At 70.6% G+C, this 15809-nt stretch carries 15 protein-coding genes, 1 other RNA gene and 1 pseudogene; 5 read left to right on the top strand and 12 right to left on the bottom strand.

Going from position 1 to position 15809, the window contains the following annotated elements:
- From VNT59_RS00960 to VNT59_RS00945, 4 genes and pseudogenes are all read left to right on the top strand, one after another.
- A pseudogene (locus VNT59_RS00960) lies at nt 1–452 on the top strand (cell division protein FtsH); the annotation flags it as partial.
- Between the two features lie 103 nt (nt 453–555).
- Nucleotides 556–1410, top strand: a complete 855-nt coding sequence (gene folP / locus VNT59_RS00955) for a dihydropteroate synthase (protein WP_325495713.1) — start codon at nt 556–558, stop codon at nt 1408–1410.
- Nucleotides 1407–2744 (top strand): phosphoglucosamine mutase, encoded by a 1338-nt coding sequence (gene glmM / locus VNT59_RS00950; RefSeq protein WP_325495711.1) that lies wholly within the window; start codon nt 1407–1409, stop codon nt 2742–2744. The genes folP and glmM overlap by 4 nt, the downstream gene beginning before the upstream one ends.
- Entirely contained in the window at nt 2741–3280 is a 540-nt protein-coding gene (locus VNT59_RS00945; RefSeq protein WP_325495709.1) for an MOSC domain-containing protein, read from the top strand. The genes glmM and VNT59_RS00945 overlap by 4 nt, the downstream gene beginning before the upstream one ends.
- A gap of 4 nt (nt 3281–3284) precedes the next feature.
- On the opposite strand, the gene arsB is transcribed toward VNT59_RS00945, so the two are convergent.
- The 10 genes from arsB to trxA form a co-directional block, all read right to left on the bottom strand.
- Complete coding sequence (gene arsB / locus VNT59_RS00940; protein WP_325495706.1) at nt 3285–4346, bottom strand: ACR3 family arsenite efflux transporter; 1062 nt, start codon at nt 4344–4346, stop codon at nt 3285–3287.
- Nucleotides 4343–5695, bottom strand: a complete 1353-nt coding sequence (locus tag VNT59_RS00935) for a hypothetical protein (protein ID WP_325495704.1) — start codon at nt 5693–5695, stop codon at nt 4343–4345. The genes arsB and VNT59_RS00935 overlap by 4 nt, the downstream gene beginning before the upstream one ends.
- On the bottom strand, nt 5683–6030 hold the full coding sequence (locus VNT59_RS00930) for a metalloregulator ArsR/SmtB family transcription factor (RefSeq protein WP_325495702.1): 348 nt from the start codon (nt 6028–6030) through the stop codon (nt 5683–5685). Before VNT59_RS00930 ends, VNT59_RS00935 begins: the two co-directional genes overlap by 13 nt.
- Nucleotides 6031–6088: 58 nt before the next feature.
- Nucleotides 6089–7429 (bottom strand): MATE family efflux transporter, encoded by a 1341-nt coding sequence (locus tag VNT59_RS00925; protein WP_325495700.1) that lies wholly within the window; start codon nt 7427–7429, stop codon nt 6089–6091.
- Complete coding sequence (locus VNT59_RS00920; RefSeq protein ID WP_325495698.1) at nt 7426–9117, bottom strand: hypothetical protein; 1692 nt, start codon at nt 9115–9117, stop codon at nt 7426–7428. The genes VNT59_RS00925 and VNT59_RS00920 overlap by 4 nt, the downstream gene beginning before the upstream one ends.
- 75 nt (nt 9118–9192) lie before the next feature.
- Complete coding sequence (locus VNT59_RS00915) at nt 9193–10296, bottom strand: enolase C-terminal domain-like protein (protein ID WP_325495721.1); 1104 nt, start codon at nt 10294–10296, stop codon at nt 9193–9195.
- A complete protein-coding gene (locus tag VNT59_RS00910; protein WP_325495696.1) occupies nt 10296–11219 on the bottom strand; it encodes a 2-dehydropantoate 2-reductase in 924 nt (307 codons plus the stop codon). Before VNT59_RS00910 ends, VNT59_RS00915 begins: the two co-directional genes overlap by 1 nt.
- A 109-nt stretch (nt 11220–11328) precedes the next feature.
- The gene (locus VNT59_RS00905) at nt 11329–11586 is read right to left on the bottom strand and encodes a type B 50S ribosomal protein L31 (protein WP_325495694.1); all 258 of its coding nucleotides are present in this window, start codon (nt 11584–11586) and stop codon (nt 11329–11331) included.
- Between the two features lie 106 nt (nt 11587–11692).
- A complete protein-coding gene (rho, locus tag VNT59_RS00900; protein WP_325495692.1) occupies nt 11693–12958 on the bottom strand; it encodes a transcription termination factor Rho in 1266 nt (421 codons plus the stop codon).
- A 194-nt stretch (nt 12959–13152) separates the two neighbouring features.
- Entirely contained in the window at nt 13153–13485 is a 333-nt protein-coding gene (gene trxA, locus VNT59_RS00895; protein ID WP_325495690.1) for a thioredoxin TrxA, read from the bottom strand.
- 234 nt (nt 13486–13719) lie between these two features.
- Here trxA and VNT59_RS00890 point away from each other — a divergent pair, with 234 nt between their 5' ends.
- Nucleotides 13720–14946 (top strand): TIGR03862 family flavoprotein, encoded by a 1227-nt coding sequence (locus VNT59_RS00890; protein WP_325495688.1) that lies wholly within the window; start codon nt 13720–13722, stop codon nt 14944–14946.
- On the opposite strand, the gene VNT59_RS00885 is transcribed toward VNT59_RS00890, so the two are convergent.
- Nucleotides 14928–15512: a hypothetical protein gene (locus VNT59_RS00885; protein ID WP_325495686.1), complete on the bottom strand. Its 585-nt coding sequence runs from the start codon at nt 15510–15512 to the stop codon at nt 14928–14930. The two genes, VNT59_RS00890 and VNT59_RS00885, sit on opposite strands and share 19 nt — an antisense overlap.
- Before the next feature lie 196 nt (nt 15513–15708).
- Nucleotides 15709–15805: signal recognition particle sRNA small type (gene ffs / locus VNT59_RS00880), an RNA gene on the bottom strand.
- Nucleotides 15806–15809 lie beyond the last annotated feature (4 nt).

Below are 15809 nucleotides of genomic sequence, written 5' to 3'. Positions count from 1 at the left end.
TGTTCATGAACCAGATGACCACCGGCGCTTCGAACGACTTCGAGCGCGCCACCAACCTGGCGCGCGACATGGTCATGAAATACGGCATGACCGATGCGCTGGGCCCGATGGTCTATGCGGAAAACGAGGGCGAAGTGTTCCTGGGCCGCTCGGTGACCAAGACCACCAACATGAGCGAGCAGACGATGCAGAAGGTGGACGAGGAAGTGCGCCGGATCATCGACGAGCAGTACAACCTGGCCCGCCGCCTGATCGAGGAAAACAAGGACAAGATGCACGCCATGGCCAAGGCGCTGCTCGAGTGGGAAACCATAGACACCGAGCAGATCGACGACATCATGGCCGGCAAGGACCCGCGCCCGCCCAAGGACTGGACGCCGCGCACGCCGTCGTCGGGCAACGGTTCCGGTGGCTCGGCGGTGGCGAGCGATCCGTCGCCGACCGCCGCCTGATCCGCGCAGGCGGTACGCAAAAGGGGCCCGCGGGCCCCTTTTCTATGCATCCGAAAGGGCCAGACGGCCCTTTTTTCGTCTGCGGTACCGGACAATCGGGCTCATGTATTGGCAAACGTCGCGGCACCGCATCGACCTGGCGCAGCCGCGGGTGATGGGGATCGTCAACGTGACCCCCGATTCGTTCTCCGACGGCGGGCGGCACGCCGGCGCCCGCGCGGCGCTGGCGCACTGCGAGCAGTTGCTGCGCGACGGCGCCGACATCCTGGACATCGGCGGCGAGTCGACCCGTCCCGGCACCCCGCCGGTGCCGCTCGAGGAGGAACTGGCCCGGGTGCTGCCGGTGCTGCGTCAGGCCATCGGCCTCGGCGTGCCGGTCTCCATCGATACCTACAAGCCCACCGTGATGCAGGCCGCGCTCGACCTCGGGGCGGACATCGTCAACGACATCTGGGCGCTGCGGCAGCCGGGCGCCGCTGCGGCGGTCGCGGGCCACCCGTCCTGCGGCGTGTGCCTGATGCACATGCACGGCGAGCCCCAGTCCATGCAGCGCTCGCCGATGGACGGCGACGCGCTGCCGCAGGTGCTGGCGTTCCTGCAACGGGAGACCGGGCGGCTGCAGGCGCTGGGCGTGGCGCGGGCGCGCATCGCCTGGGACCCCGGCATCGGCTTCGGCAAGACGGTGGCGCAGAATTTCGCCTTGCTGGCGCGCCAGCGCGAACTGCTGGCCGGGGGCTACCCGCTGCTGGTCGGCTGGTCGCGCAAGTCGTCGCTGGGCGCGGTGAGCGGCTTGCCGGTCGACGAACGGATGCTGCCCAGCGTGGCGGCCGCGCTGCTGGCGGTGGAGCGCGGGGCCCGGGTGGTGCGGGTGCATGATGTACGGGAAACCGTGGCCGCCCTCAAGGTATGGGCCGCCATGAAATCGAACGACGAGAGCAAAGGCAGGGACGCCAATTGACGAACAGGAAGTATTTCGGCACCGACGGCATTCGCGGGACGGTGGGACAGGCCCCGATCACGCCCGATTTCGTGCTGCGCCTGGCGCACGCCGTCGGCCGCGTGCTCAAGCGCACGGAACAGCGGCCCAAGGTGCTGATCGGCAAGGACACGCGGATCTCCGGCTACATGCTGGAAAGCGCGCTCGAATCGGGCTTCAACTCGGCCGGCGTCGACGTGGTGCTGCTGGGCCCGCTGCCCACGCCCGGCGTCGCGTACCTCACGCGCGCGCAGCGCGCGAGCCTGGGCGTCGTGATCAGCGCCAGCCACAACCCGTTCCCGGACAACGGCATCAAGTTCTTCAGCGGCGAGGGCACCAAGCTGCCCGACGAGTGGGAAGCGGCCGTGGAAGCGGCGCTGGACGAACCGCCGGCGTGGGCCGACTCCGCCGGCCTGGGCAAGGCGCAGCGCCTGGACGATGCCGCCGGCCGCTACATCGAGTTCTGCAAGAGCACCTTCGCCAGCCCGCTGACCCTGCGCGGCGTGAAGATCGTGGTCGACGCGGCCCATGGCGCCGCCTATCACATCGCGCCCAAGGTGTTCCACGAACTGGGCGCCGACGTGGCCTGCATCGGCTGCGCGCCCGACGGCCTGAACATCAACGACGAGGTCGGGGCCACGCATCCCGAGGCGCTGATCGCCGCCGTCAAGGCGCAGCGGGCCCACTTCGGCATCGCGCTCGACGGCGACGCCGACCGGTTGCAGCTGGTCGACGACAGCGGCCGCCTGTTCAATGGCGACGAATTGCTGTACCTGATGGCCTGCGACCGGCTCGACCGCGGCGAGCCGGTCCCCGGCGTCGTCGGCACGCTGATGACCAACATGGCGGTGGAGCTGGCGCTGCGCTCGCGCGGCATCGAATTCGTGCGCGCCAAGGTCGGCGACCGCTACGTGCTCGAAGAGCTGGAACGGCGGCACTGGATCCTCGGCGGCGAGGGCTCGGGCCACCTGCTGGCGCTGGACAAGCACACCACCGGCGACGGCCTGATCAGCGCGCTGCAGGTGCTGATGGCCACCGTGCGCAGCGGGCGCAGCCTGGCGCAGTTGCTCGAAGGGGTGCAGCTGTTCCCGCAGACGCTGATCAACGTGCGGCTGAAGGCCGGGCAGGACTGGAAGAAGAGCCGGTCGCTGGCCAGCGAAACCGAACGCGCGCAGGCGCAGCTCGACGGCCACGGCCGGGTCCTGATCCGCGCCAGCGGCACCGAGCCCGTGTTGCGGGTGATGGTGGAGGCGCGCGACGAGGCGGTGGCGCGCAGCACCGCGGAGCGGCTCGCGCAGGCGGTGCAGGCCGGGTGAGCCGCGTTCTCGCGGTGCACCGCAGTGCCAGCCACAGCTTCAGCAAGTTCGCCGAAGAGGCGATCGTGCTGGTGGCCGGGCTTGGAGTGGAGGGCGACGCCCATGCCGGCACGACGGTGCGGCACCGGTCCCGCGTCGCCCGCGATCCGTCGCAACCCAACCTGCGGCAAGTGCATCTGCTGCACTCGGAGCTGTTCGCCGAGCTGATGGCGTTGGACTTTCCGGTCTGGCCGGGCGAACTCGGCGAGAACGTCACCACGGCCGGCATCGACCTGCTCGCGCTGCCGGCCGGCACGCGCCTGCACCTGGGCGCCAGCGCGGTGGTCGAGCTCACCGGGCTGCGCAATCCCTGTTCGCAGATCGACCGCTTCCAGCGCGGGCTGATGGCCGCGGTGCTGGACCGCGACGCGGGCGGCAACCTGGTGCGCAAGGCCGGCGTGATGGCGGCCGTGATCGCCGGCGGCGCGGTGCGCCCGCAGGACACGATCGGGGTCGAGCGGCCGGCGCCGCCGCATGTGCCGCTGGCGCCGGTCTGAGGTTTCAGGCGCGTTCGTACCAGCCGCGGCTGTTGTTGACGACGCGCACGACCAGCAGCATCACCGGCACTTCGATCAGCACGCCGACCACCGTCGCCAGGGCCGCGCCGGATTCGAAGCCGAACAGGCTGATCGCCGCGGCCACCGCCAGTTCGAAGAAGTTGCTGGCGCCGATCAAGGCGGAGGGGCAGGCAACGTCGTGCGCCTCGCCGAGCCGGCGGTTGAGCCAGTACGCCAGCCCCGCGTTGAAGAACACCTGGATCAGGATCGGCACGGCCAGCATCGCGATCACCAGCGGCTGCTGCAGGATGGCCCGGCCCTGGAACGCGAACAGCAGCACCAGCGTCGTCAGCAGCGCCGCGATCGACCATGGCCCGATGCGCGCCAGGGTCTCGTCGAAGGCGCGCCGCCCGCGCGCCAGCAGCGCGCGGCGCCACCACTGCGCGAGCACCACCGGGATCACGATGTAGAGCACGACCGACGTGATCAAGGTCGCCCAGGGCACCACGATCGAAGACAGGCCGAGCAGCAACGCCACGATCGGGGCGAAGGCGAACACCATGATGGTGTCGTTGAGCGCCACCTGCGAGAGCGTGAACAGCGGGTGGCCCCCGGTCAGGCGGCTCCAGACGAACACCATCGCCGTGCAGGGCGCGGCCGCCAGCAGGATCAGGCCCGCGATGTAGCTGTCGGTCTGGCCGGCCGGCAGCAAGGGCGCGAAGACATGGCGCACGAAGATCCAGGCCAGCAGCGCCATCGAGAACGGCTTGACCGCCCAGTTCACGAACAACGTCACGCCGATGCCGCGCCAGTGCTCGCGCACCTGGTGCAGCGCGCCGAAGTCAACCTTCAGCAGCATCGGAACGATCATCACCCAGATCAGCAGGCCGACCGGCAGATTCACCTGCGCCACCTCCATCCGGCCGATCGCCTGGAAGACGCCGGGGGCCGCCTGTCCCAGGGCGATGCCGGCCACGATGCAGAGGAAGACCCACACCGTGAGGTAGCGTTCGAACACGCTCATCGGAGCGGGCAGGCTGCTCGGCGCGGCGACTGCGGTGGTCATGCGGTGGCCTCCTCGCGCGCCGGCTCGGGCGCGCAGCAATGGCGGTCGGGCCGCGGCGGCGCGGGCAACACCACGACGGGCGAGAACCCGCCGCCGGCGGTGCGGAAATTGGTGGTCTGGCCGATCCAGGTGCGCGCCGCCAGCAACTGCACCTGGCCGCGATAGGCATAGGCGCGGATGTCCACTTTCAGTCGCACGGCCTGGCCGCCGACATCGACCGCCCGTTCGCTGGGGGGCACCAGCGCCTGCGCCACGTAGCCGCCGGCCACGATGTCGCTCCAGACGCGGCGGGTGAGCTTGTCGCCGCGGTAGGCGCCGCGCGAACCGAAGCCGGCGGCCGGCTTGAAGAACAGCTGGCGCCGCTGGGCCCACAGGCGCTCGGCGCCGGCGGCCGTCACGGCCTCGGTGCGCGGCACGACCGCCCGCACCACCGCGCGGTCCTGCGGCGCGGCGCCCCAGGCGGCGAGTCGGGCGTCATCGCTCAAGATGACGAGGTTGCGCTTGTCGGCGTGCAAGGCGTGGGCGCGCGGATGCGGCGTGACCACGGCGGCGCCGGCCTGGTACGCGGCCCGCAGGCCCGCGTGGGCCGGCTGCTCGAAATAGAAATCCGTGAGCCGGTTGTAGACGAGATCCACCGGCATGCCGGCCGGCAGTCGCGGGTGCCACAAGCGGCCGTCGCGCCACGCCAGCTCGCCCGGATCGGCAACGACGGCGTCGATGCCGTGGGCGACGAACAGCCGCTGCGCCATCTCGAACTCGGGCGCCAGGTACTGGCCGGCCGGATCGTCGTCGACGATCGCCACCGTGCGCAGCGGCCGGTCGCCGCGCTGCGCCCGCCATTCGTCCTGGAACATCGCCAGCACCGTGCGCTCGAAGGCCGCCGGGTCGGGCGGCACGCCGAACCAGTCCGGCGGCGAGCAGCAGGCGCGGTGCGCGCTGGCGGCGGCCGCGTGGATCAGCGCGCCGCCGGCATTGGTGTTGATCTCGATGAGCCGCGGTCCGTCGGCGGACAGGTGGAAGTCGTAGCCCATGAAGGCGCCTTGCGGCCCGAACACCAGCGACGCGATCTCCGGCGTCTGTGCCAGGGCGAGGTCGCGATAACCGGGCAGAGCCGTGATGCGATGCAGCGCGGCGACGGCGGCGCGGATGGCCGCCGCATCGCGCGCGCCGACGAAGACCGGCGTCGCCGATAGCAGGTGCGGGCGGCTGCTCGCGAGGTGCCCGGCGCCTTGCTCGGTGCGATCGCTGAGGTGCTGGTGCAGGACATCCGCCTGCAGCGTGCTGCACAGGCAGGCGAGGTTCAGCGATTCGGCCATGTTCATCGTGACGGTCTCCTTCAGCAGCTGCACGCGGCGCTGGGCGCCGTTTCGCACATCGGGCCCTGGCAGCAGTGCCGGGTCAGGTAGGCGAGCAGCTGGTCCATGCGGGCGTAGTCGGCGCGATAGATGAGGTAGCGGCCGCGCGGCTCGCTCGCCACCAGGCCGGCGCCGGCCAGCTCCTTCAGATGGAATGACAGCCCGCTCGGCGAGAGCCCCAGCTCCTCGGCCAGCGCGCCGGCGCTCAGGCCATCCCGGCCGGCGACCACCAGCGCCCGGAAGGCGCGCAGGCGCTGCACCTGGCCAAGCGCAGCCAGCGCCCGCAGCGTGGCTTCTTCGGTGCGATCGTCGAGCAGAGCCGTTTCCATGGTTCAATATTACAAGAAATATTGAAATGATGAAAGGCCGGCCCGCTTCCCCTGGGGCTCAGGCTCGATAGCTTCTCGCCGCGCGCCAGAGGATCGCCGGCAGGACCAGCGCCAGCAAGGCCAGGGCCACCGTGCCGCCGGCCCAGAAGGCCGCCGGTGTGTGCTGGGCGGCAATGGGACCGATGCCGTGGTAGGCCAGCGCGTAGCCGCCGAACAGGCCCACGCCCCACAGCAGGATGCAGTAGGCCACCATCGGCGCCAGCGCCACGCGGTAGCAGCGCAGCACGAACACGCACAGTCCCTGGGTCGCATCTCCGAGGTGGAACAGCGCCACCCAGCCGAGCAAACCGGCCGCGAGCGCCGCCACTTGCGGATTGCCGGTGTAGAGGCCGGCGATGCGCCAGCGGCCGAGCGCGACCAGGGCGCTCAACCCGAGCGCCATCAGCAGCCCCAGCTTGAAACCGGTCCGGATCGCGAGCCGAGCCCGTTTCGGGTCGTGCGCGCCCAGCCAGAAGCTCACCCGCGCGCTGGTGGCGATGCCGATCGACAAGGGCGTCATGTACAGCACCGCCGCGACGTTGGCGGCCACCTGGTGCGCCGCCGTGGCGACGACGCCCTGCCGGGCGATGAACAGCGCCATCAGGGTGAAGGACGTGACTTCCACCAGCACGGAGAAGCCGCCGGGAATGCCCAGGCGCGCGAACTGGCCGATGGTGGGCCAGTGCGGCCGCTCCATCGGGCGCCAGATCGCGTACGGCTGGTACAGCGGCTGGGTCCGCAGGAGCCACACGGCGCTGGCGAGCAGCACGTAGTTCACCGTGACGGTGGCCCAGGCGCAGCCCACGGCCCCCATCGCCGGCACGCCGAGGCCACCGAAAGCGAACCAGATCGACAGCGGCACCTTCAGCACCAGCGAGAAAGCCTGCAGCCAGGTGACCAGCACCGGCCGCCCCAGGCTCTGGTTCAGCGTGCTGAACATGCGAAAGAGCAGGGCGGCCGGCAGCGCCAGCGTCAGCACCGACAGGTAGCCGCGCACCTCCCGCTGCAATGCCGGCGGCACGTCGGTCCAGCGCAGGATCGCCTCGGGAAATAGCAGCACCCATCCGCCCACCACCAGCGCCATGCCGGCCAGATAGAGCGCCTGCCGTACCGAGCGGCCGAGGTCCTCATGGCGGCTGCCGCCATGCAAGTGGGCCCACGTGGGCAGCAGGGCCTGCAGCACCCCCATCAGCGCCACGAACACGCTGGCGTAGACGGCCGAGCCGACCGACAGCGCCGCCAGGGCCTGCTCGGAATAGCGGCCCGCCACGACGGTGTCGGCGACGCCGAATGCCATGACGGCAAGCTGGCCGACCAGCACCGTTCCGGCATGCTGGGTGATCGTGCGCAGCTCGCTCACCGGGACCCGGCTTTCCGGTAGAGCAGGACGTCCTCGGTCGGGTCGACCGGACGCCGCACGCGGGCGACCAGTTGCCAGCCGTGCATGTCCATGGCCACCGGCGCCGCTGCCGCGGCCTGCAGCGCCACCAGTCGCCAGGGGCAGTCGCCGTTGCGATTGGCCAGCCGCACGTCCAGGTTGCCGTGGTAGCGCAGCGCGGCGATCTGGCCGCGGCCCAGGCCGAACACGTCGATGCAGCCCGGCTGGTCCAGCTGGCGCACGACGCCGCGCACCACCGTGGCGTAGCTGCGCGCGTAATCGAGGACGGGCAGCCAGAGCGTCATCAGCAGCAGCCAGCAGAGCGCGGCGCCACCGGCCGGCAGCACCAGCGACTTCCAGATCACCAGCCGATGCCGCCCGGTGCGCCAGCGCACCAGCCAGGCCCAGGCCAGCGTCGCCAGCAGCGCGGCCGCGAAGGCCGTGATCGAAAAGGAAGGCTCGAAGCCGGGTGCCAGGCGCGCCACGTTGGCGGCCGGCTTGGGCGGCACGCCGGTCTGGATCGCGAACCACACGACCCAGATCACCAGCGCGCAGCCGGTGAAGAAGAGCAGGGTGAACCAGTCGATCAGCGCCGCGGCGTTGCGGCTGAACGTTGGCAAGGCGAATGCCGCCAGCGCCGCCAGCGCCGGCAGCGACAACAACAGCGAGCGGTCGGACGAAGGGGTGGCCAGGGTGGTGCCGACCGCGACGAGCGCGAACCACAGCGGCAGGGCCACGTGCCGGCTGCCCAGCTGGCGGCGCCAGCGCCACAGCGTCCACATGGCCAGCGGCCAGGCAGGCCAGGTGAACCACAGCAGCAGTCGCCCGTGGGAGCGCCAGTCCCGGGTCAGCGCGTCGGGCGTGATCCGCCAGCGCCACAGGTCCATCGCCGTGGCAAGCCCGATGGTGATCAACAGCGCCGCGGCCACGATCGTTGCCTGCGCAGCGCGGCTCGTCGGCGCCGCCTCTGCCGGGGGCGGCCGTTCGATCCAGACCAGCACCAGGGCGCCCGCGCCAAACAGGACGGCCATGCTCACCGCGCCGCTGAGCGCCAGGGCGGGCAGGCCCAGCAGCAGGCACGCGGCAGCCACCGGGGCGCGCCAGGGCAGGGCCGCCAGGCCCAGGAAGCTCAAGGTGGTGAAGGCCAGCTGGGCCAGGGCCGGCGTGGTCTCGTGGGAGAGCTGGGCCAGCCCCAGCGACGCGATCAGCGCCAGCAGCCCGCCGTCGGCGATGGCGCGGGCGTAGTCCCTCGGCTGGGCTTCGCCGCCGAAGGCGAACGGCACCGGCTGGGCCTGCGGACTGCGGGCCAGCGAGTAGACCGCGTACCAGGTGGCGGCCAGCGCCAGCGCCAGCAGCAGGGCAAACGGGATGCGTACGGCAAAGTCGGCCGGGATCCAGGCCGGCGCGATTTGGATCGCCCAGGCGCCGATCCAGTACGGCAGCAGCGCGTCGAATTCCGGCGGTTGGCCGGCCAGCGTGGGCGCGAGCCACGAGGCGGCGCCACGGGCGAGTTCGAACATGTGGCCGAAGGCCGCGATGTCGGCGTTCTTCCAGGGTTCGCGGCCGATGAAGCCGGGCACCACATAGGCGATGCAAAAAAGCAGCAGCGCCGCGCGCGGCAGCCGCCGGACCGCATCCTGGGCAACGATGGCGGGGGTGGTCTGGTTCAAGCGGTCGAGTTTGTCACAGTCGCGTGCCCCGGCCGCAGCCGTGGCCGCCTGCCGCCGCCGGCGTGCCCGCGCCGCTCATGGGATCCGGCAGCGCTCCACCTTCTCGGCGTCCCAGGCGAGTCCCACCCCGGGGCCCGGCGGGATCGGCCAGCAGCCGTCGACGATTTTCACCGGCTCGGCGGCGATGGCATCGGTCCAGTCGACGTATTCCAGCCAGTCGGCGGTCGGCGTGGCGGCCAGCAGATGCGCGCTGACTTCGGGCATGAGATGCGAGCTGATGGGGATGCCGTGCGCCTGGGCGATCCCGGCGGCGTGCAGCCACCCGCTGACGCCGCCGATGCGCGCGACGTCGGGCATCGCCAGGTCGCAGGCGCCTGCCTGCAGTGCCCGCAACAGGTCCTTGGGGCCGTCGAAGTTCTCCCCCAACTGCAGCGGCAGGTCGAGCGTGCGGGCGATCTCGGCGTTGCCGTCCAGGTCGTCGTGGCGGATCGGCTCCTCGAGCCAGGCAACGCCTTCCGACTGCAAGGCGCGGCCGCGGGCCAGCGCGTCGGCACGCGACAACGCCTGGTTGTAGTCGACCAGCAGCGCCACCTGGTCGGGCAGCCGCGAGCGCACCGCGCGCGTGACGGCGAGGTCTTCGGCCAGCGTCGGATGGCCGAGCCGCAGCTTCACCGCCTGCAGACCGCCCTCGAGCAGCGCCTGCGCCTCATCGGATGCGGCCGGCGGGCTCATGAGCCCGAGGCCGCAGGAGTTGTAGGCGCGAACCGGGCGAGGCCGGCCGCCCAGCAGGCAGCACAGCGGCGAGCCGGCGGCGAGCGCCAGCGCGTCCCACAGCGCCATGTCGAGCGCCGACAGCGCCATGCGCGCGGCGCCAGTGACGCCCAGCAGGGCGAACCGGCGCTGCAGCTTGGCGGCGATCTCGAGCGGCGCCACCGCATCGCCGGCGACCAGCTCCACCGCGTCCTGCAGCAGCAGGGCGATCGCCTTGGCTGCGCTGCGGCGGTACGCGAAGACGTAGGACCGGCCGGTGATGCCTTCCTCGGTGAGCAGGTCGACCAGCAACAGCGGAGCGGCGCGCACGGTGGCCGCGCTGGTGCCCAGCACGTAGCGCAGCGGCACTTCGACCGGGGTGCAGGTGACGCCGCGCACCCGCAGCGGCGCGGCCGGCGGCGGCCGCATCACGAGCCGCTCCCGTCCGCGTACAGCGCCAGGATGTCGGCGATGGCGCGATTCAGGGGGGTCGGAACGCCCCGCGCCGCGCCGAGCTCGACCACGCCGCCGGACAGCCACCGTACCTCGAGGCGGTTGCCGCGCTGCAGGTCGTGGTGCATCGACGAGGTCATCTCGGGCGACACGTCGTCGGCAAGCTGCAGCCGCACCTGGGCATAGTCTTCCGGCAGGTTCACGCCGTGGGCCCGGCCGACCGCCACCACCTCGCGCATGACGTCCAGCAGGAAGGCGCGGGTCTGCGGGTTCGAGCGGATCGGGCCGATGGTCTGGCGGATGGTGGTGGTCGTGCCCGACAGGCCGACCAGGAAGACGTACTTCTGCCAGATCTCGCGCACGATCTCGGTGGAGAGTTCCGCCTTGATGCCGCCGGCCAGGCAGGCCGCCAACAGGGCCTGGCCGCGGGCCGAGCGCGAGCCGTCGAACTCGCCGAACAGCAAACGCTGCATCGGGCCGGTCTGGCGGATCACGCCGGGCGCCGCGATCGTGGTCGCGACATAGCCGACGCCGCCCATCAGCTGGCGCTCGTCGAAGGCGGCGCGCAGGGACCGGTCCTTCAGCACGCCGTTCTGGAAGGAGATGACGGCGGTCTGCGGGCCGACCATGGGCCGGATCTGTTCGATCGCGCTGTCCGTATCCCAGAGCTTGACGCACAGCATCACGACATCGGCGACGCCGACCTGCCGGGGATCGTCGGTGACGCTGGGGGAGCGCACGTGGAGCGGCTCGGGGCCTTCGATGCGCAGTCCGTCGCGGCGCATCGCCTCGAGGTGCTGCCCGCGGGCGATGAAGTGGACGTCGGCGCTGCCGCCTTGCACCAGCCGGGCGCCGAAGTAGCCGCCGAGTCCGCCGGAACCCATGATCGCGATCCGCATGCCTGTCTCCCTGGTTGGAGGGCGGGAGTGTGGCACAGGCCGGCTTGCAGGGCCCTGAAACGAAAAACGCGCCCGAGGGCGCGTTGCTGTGCGAGAAGGGCGCGGGGGCTTACTTGGCGCCCGGCTTGCCGAACTTCTTGAAGAACTTGTCGACGCGGCCGCCCATGTCGTTCACCGACTTCTGGGTGCCCGTGTAGAACGGGTGCGATTCGCTCGACGTGTCGAGCTTGTACAGGGGCAGCTCGCGGCCGTCGTCGGTCTTGCCCGTCTCCTTGGTGGCCACGCAGGAGCGCGTGACGAACTTGAAGCCGTTGGACAGGTCGACGAAGAGGACTTCGCGATAGCCGGGGTGGATGCCTTCTTTCATGGTGTACCTCAGGTGCGGGAGCCGCGCCGAACCATTCGGCGTACTTTCCGGAAAGCTTTCGATTATATCGGAACCGGGGCCCGCGGCGCCGCTGCGCGGGGAAGACTCAGCCGCCGCGCCGCATCATGTCGAAGAACTCGACGTTGGTCTTGGTGGCCTTCATCGACTTGAGCACCATCTCCATCGCCTCGATCTCGTCCATGTTGTACATGAACTGGCGCAGGATGCGGGTCTTCTGCAGGATCTCCGGGGCCAGCAGCAGTTCCTCGCGGCGGGTGCCCGAGCGATTGAGCTGGATCGACGGGAAGACGCGCTTTTCGTACAGGCGGCGGTCCAGGTGGATTTCGCTGTTGCCGGTGCCCTTGAACTCCTCGAAGATCACTTCGTCCATCCGGCTGCCGGTGTCGATCAGCGCGGTGCCGATGATGGTCAGCGAGCCGCCTTCCTCGACGTTGCGGGCCGCGCCAAGGAAGCGCTTCGGGCGCTGCAGCGCGTTGGCGTCGACGCCGCCGGTCAGCACCTTGCCCGACGAGGGCACCACGTTGTTGTAGGCGCGGGCCAGGCGGGTGATCGAATCCAGCAGGATCACCACGTCCTTCTTCAGTTCCACCAGGCGCTTGGCGCGCTCGATCACCATCTCGGCCACGTGCACGTGGCGGGCGGCCGGTTCGTCGAAGGTCGACGCGATCACCTCGCCCTTGACCGAACGCTGCATCTCGGTCACTTCCTCTGGCCGCTCGTCGACGAGCAGGACCATCAGGTAGCTGTCCGGGTAGTTGGCAGCGATGGCGTGCGCCATGTGCTGCATCATCACGGTCTTGCCGCTCTTGGGCGGCGCCACCAGCAGCGCGCGCTGGCCCTTGCCGATCGGGGCGATGATGTCGATGACGCGGCCGGTGATGTTCTCCTCGCCCTTGAAGTTCTCGCGCTCGAGTTTCATCTGCTCCTTGGGGAACAGCGGCGTGAGGTTCTCGAACATCACCTTGTGCTTGTTGTTCTCCGGCGGGCCGCCGTTGACCTTGTCGAGCTTGGTCAGCGCGAAGTAGCGCTCGCCGTCCTTGGGCGTCCTGACCTCGCCCTCGATCATGTCGCCGGTGTGCAGGTTGAAGCGGCGCACCTGGCTGGGCGAGATGTAGATGTCGTCGGTGCTCGCCGTGTAGCTGGTGTCGGGGCTGCGCAGGAAACCGAAGCCGTCCGGCAGGATTTCGAGCACGCCGTCGGCAAAGACCTGTTCGCCGGCGCGGGCGCGCTTCTTGATGATGGCGAACATCAGCTCCTGCTTGCGCATCCGGCCGGTGTTCTCGATTTCAAGCTCCTCGGCTTGCCTGAGGACTTCCGACACGTGCAGTGCCTTGAGTTCGTTGAGGTGCATGGCTGAAACCCTGCGGAGGTAGACCCCTTGCGGAGTTCTTGTGGATTGTCTGGGGGAGGTGTGCTGCGGGGCGAGGGCCCCGCACCGTGAATTCGAACTGGGCCGCCGGGAGGCCGGCGGTCAGCGAACAGGAGGGATTATGACAGGAAAAAAAGCCGCGCTGTCGCCCGGCGGCCGGGGCTCGGGCGAACCGGTCAGCCCAGCTGCTGGTCGATGAAGGCGGTGAGCTGGGCCTTGCTCATGGCGCCGACCTTGGTGGCGGCGAGCTGGCCGTCCTTGAACAGCATGAGCGTCGGGATGCCGCGGATGCCGAACTTGGCCGGGATCTGCTGGTTCTCGTCGACGTTCATCTTGGCGATCTGCAGCTTGTCCTGGTAGGCCGAAGACACTTCGTCCAGGATCGGGGCGATCATCTTGCACGGGCCGCACCATTCGGCCCAGTAGTCGACCAGCACCGGCTTGTCGGCCTTGAGGACGTCGGCTTCGAAGGAGGCGTCGGTGATGTGCTTGATCAGGTCGCTGGCCATGGGATGTTCCTTTGCTTGTGTGTCGAACCCGGTGGGGGCGTGGGAAAATTGTGACAGAAACCGAGCCCCCACGTCCGCCGTGGCCGAAGGGCGGCGCCATGGCCGCGATAGCGCGCCAACAGCACCCCGAGCATCCGTGTGGGTGCTGCCGCCAGACACAATACAAGGTCCAATGTCTTCCTCCGTGCCTGCGGTGCGAACCGCCCTCGAATCCTGCGTCCGCAAGGAGTGCGGATGACGTTCGCCGTGATCGGAGCCGGTCCGGCGGGGCTCATGGCCGCCGAGGTGCTGGCCGAGGCGGGCCTGCCGGTGGACGTGTTCGACGGCATGCCGTCGGCTGGCCGCAAGTTCCTGCTGGCCGGACGCGGCGGCCTGAACCTGACGCACTCGGAACCCCTGGTCGACTTCGTCACGCGCTACGGCGCACGGCGCCCGCAGGTCGAACGCTGGCTGCGCGCGTTCGGCCCCGACGCGGTGCGCGCGTGGGCCCAGGGGCTGGGCACCGAGACCTTCGTCGGCAGCTCCGGCCGCGTCTTTCCGGTCGGGATGAAAGCCGCGCCGTTGCTGCGCGCCTGGCTCCATCGGCTGCGCGGGCTCGGCGTGCAGTTCCACATGCGGCATCGTTTTCTCGGCTGGACCGGGGACGGCGCGCTGCGGCTGCACACGCCCGCCGGCGAGCGGCCGGTGCGCGCCGACGCCGTGGTGCTGGCCTTGGGCGGCGCCAGCTGGAGCCGGCTCGGCTCCGACGGCGCCTGGGTCCCGCTGCTGCGCGCGCGCGGGGTCGAGATCGCCGACCTGCGGCCGGCCAACAGCGGTTTCGACGTGCGCGGCGGCTGGAGCGAATACTTCGCCTCGCGCTTCGCGGGGCAGCCGTTCAAGTCGGTGGCGATCCGCTTCGGCGGGTTCCAGCGCCAGGGCGAGTTCGTCGCGACGGCCACCGGTGTCGAAGGCAGCCTGGTCTACGCCGTCTCGGCGGCGCTGCGCGACGAGATCGCCGCGCGCGGCGAGGCCCGCCTCGAGATCGACCTGCTGCCCGGCCGGTCGCCGGAGCAGGTGCTGCGCGAAGCGGCGTACCCGCGCGGTTCGCGCTCGCTGGCCTCGCACCTGAAGAGCCGGCTTGGGCTCGACGGCATCAAGCTGGCGTTGCTGCATGAAGTGCTCTCGCGCGAGCAGCTGCACGACCCGGTGCGGCTCGCCGCAGCGATCAAGGGCGCGCCTTTGGTGCTCGCCGCGCCGCGGCCGATCGACGAGGCGATCAGCACCGCCGGGGGCGTGCGCATCGAGGCGCTGGACGAGCGGCTGATGGTCAAGGCGCTGCCGGGCGTGTTCTGCGCCGGCGAGATGCTGGACTGGGAAGCTCCGACCGGTGGCTACCTGCTGACGGCCTGCCTGGCCAGCGGGCGGGTCGCGGGCGAGGGCGCCCGCACGTTCGTGGGCGCCGCTCAGAACTTGGTGCGGTAGTAGAACATCGGCCGGCCGCCGCTGCGGCGCACCGTGATGCGCGCGCCGCTTTCCAGTTGCAGGCCGAGAAAGCCGCGCTCGGCCACCAGGCCGCGGCTCGGCAGCGACTTCATCTGCATCTCCAGCCGCGCGCCGTACCCGGGCTGCTGCGTCTGAGCCAGCGTCGCCGCATCGCCGGGCGTCATCCGGCGCCAGCCGGTGACGTCGATGCGGTACTGGCCGTCCAGGGTGTAGCGCCAGTGAAAGCCCAGGTCCACGGCGGTGCCGGCGGCACCGGGCACCCGCATCATGCCGCCGCCTTGCATGTTGGTGAGGCCGAGCGCGAGGCCGAGGCTCGGCTGGCGCGGCGGCAGCAAGATCATGTTCAGGCGCGTCGCGCCATCGCTGGGTTCGAAGCGCGGCAGGGACGTGGTGGAAAGCTCGAGCCGGGGCGGCGCCTTGCCGCCGGGAACGTTGGCGTCGAGCGCCAGCAGGGCCAGCTCCGGCGCGGCGCCGGGCAGCGGCGCGCCGCCGGTGAGCTCCTGGGCCGCCGCGACGGTGGCGAACGCGGCCAGCAGCGCAAGCATGGAGCAACGGGATCGCCATCGCGTAACGCGTGAGAACCGCTGCACGCCCCGCGCTGCAATGAACTCCATGGCAACCTCCCGACGATGACGCCCAGTGTCATCGCGGGCAGGCGGGAAGTTTGTCGGACGCGGCCGAGCCCGAAGGTCAGCCACTGGCATGTCGCGCCGCCGGACGGCGGGCGTTGCGAGAAAGAGGGTTGACGAGCCTTACCCCCGGCACTGACTCCGCAGTTAGGGCTGCTTGGTTCCCCACCTGACCCGGTTGGCTGCTTTGCCATGCGGGGAGGCCCGCCAGCC

Origin of the sequence: Ramlibacter sp. (genome assembly GCF_035554825.1) — a bacterium.
In the GTDB taxonomy this organism is placed as follows: domain Bacteria; phylum Pseudomonadota; class Gammaproteobacteria; order Burkholderiales; family Burkholderiaceae_C; genus Ramlibacter.
The sequence above is the reverse complement of the archived record's forward strand: the minus strand, read 5'-3'. Positions and strand labels throughout refer to the sequence as shown.

Bases quoted from the DNA above. Each gene is read 5' to 3' on its own strand.
- VNT59_RS00905 (WP_325495694.1), bottom strand. From the start codon at position 11,586: ATGAAAGAAGGCATCCACCCCGGCTATCGCGAAGTCCTCTTCGTCGAC.
- VNT59_RS00910 (WP_325495696.1), bottom strand. From the start codon at position 11,219: ATGCGGATCGCGATCATGGGTTCCGGCGGACTCGGCGGCTACTTCGGC.
- VNT59_RS00915 (WP_325495721.1), bottom strand. From the start codon at position 10,296: ATGCGGCCGCCGCCGGCCGCGCCGCTGCGGGTGCGCGGCGTCACCTGC.
- trxA (WP_325495690.1), bottom strand. From the start codon at position 13,485: ATGGCCAGCGACCTGATCAAGCACATCACCGACGCCTCCTTCGAAGCC.
- arsB (WP_325495706.1), bottom strand. From the start codon at position 4,346: ATGACCACCGCAGTCGCCGCGCCGAGCAGCCTGCCCGCTCCGATGAGC.
- VNT59_RS00930 (WP_325495702.1), bottom strand. From the start codon at position 6,030: ATGGAAACGGCTCTGCTCGACGATCGCACCGAAGAAGCCACGCTGCGG.
- folP (WP_325495713.1), top strand. From the start codon at position 556: ATGTATTGGCAAACGTCGCGGCACCGCATCGACCTGGCGCAGCCGCGG.
- rho (WP_325495692.1), bottom strand. From the start codon at position 12,958: ATGCACCTCAACGAACTCAAGGCACTGCACGTGTCGGAAGTCCTCAGG.
- VNT59_RS00890 (WP_325495688.1), top strand. From the start codon at position 13,720: ATGACGTTCGCCGTGATCGGAGCCGGTCCGGCGGGGCTCATGGCCGCC.
- VNT59_RS00885 (WP_325495686.1), bottom strand. From the start codon at position 15,512: ATGCTTGCGCTGCTGGCCGCGTTCGCCACCGTCGCGGCGGCCCAGGAG.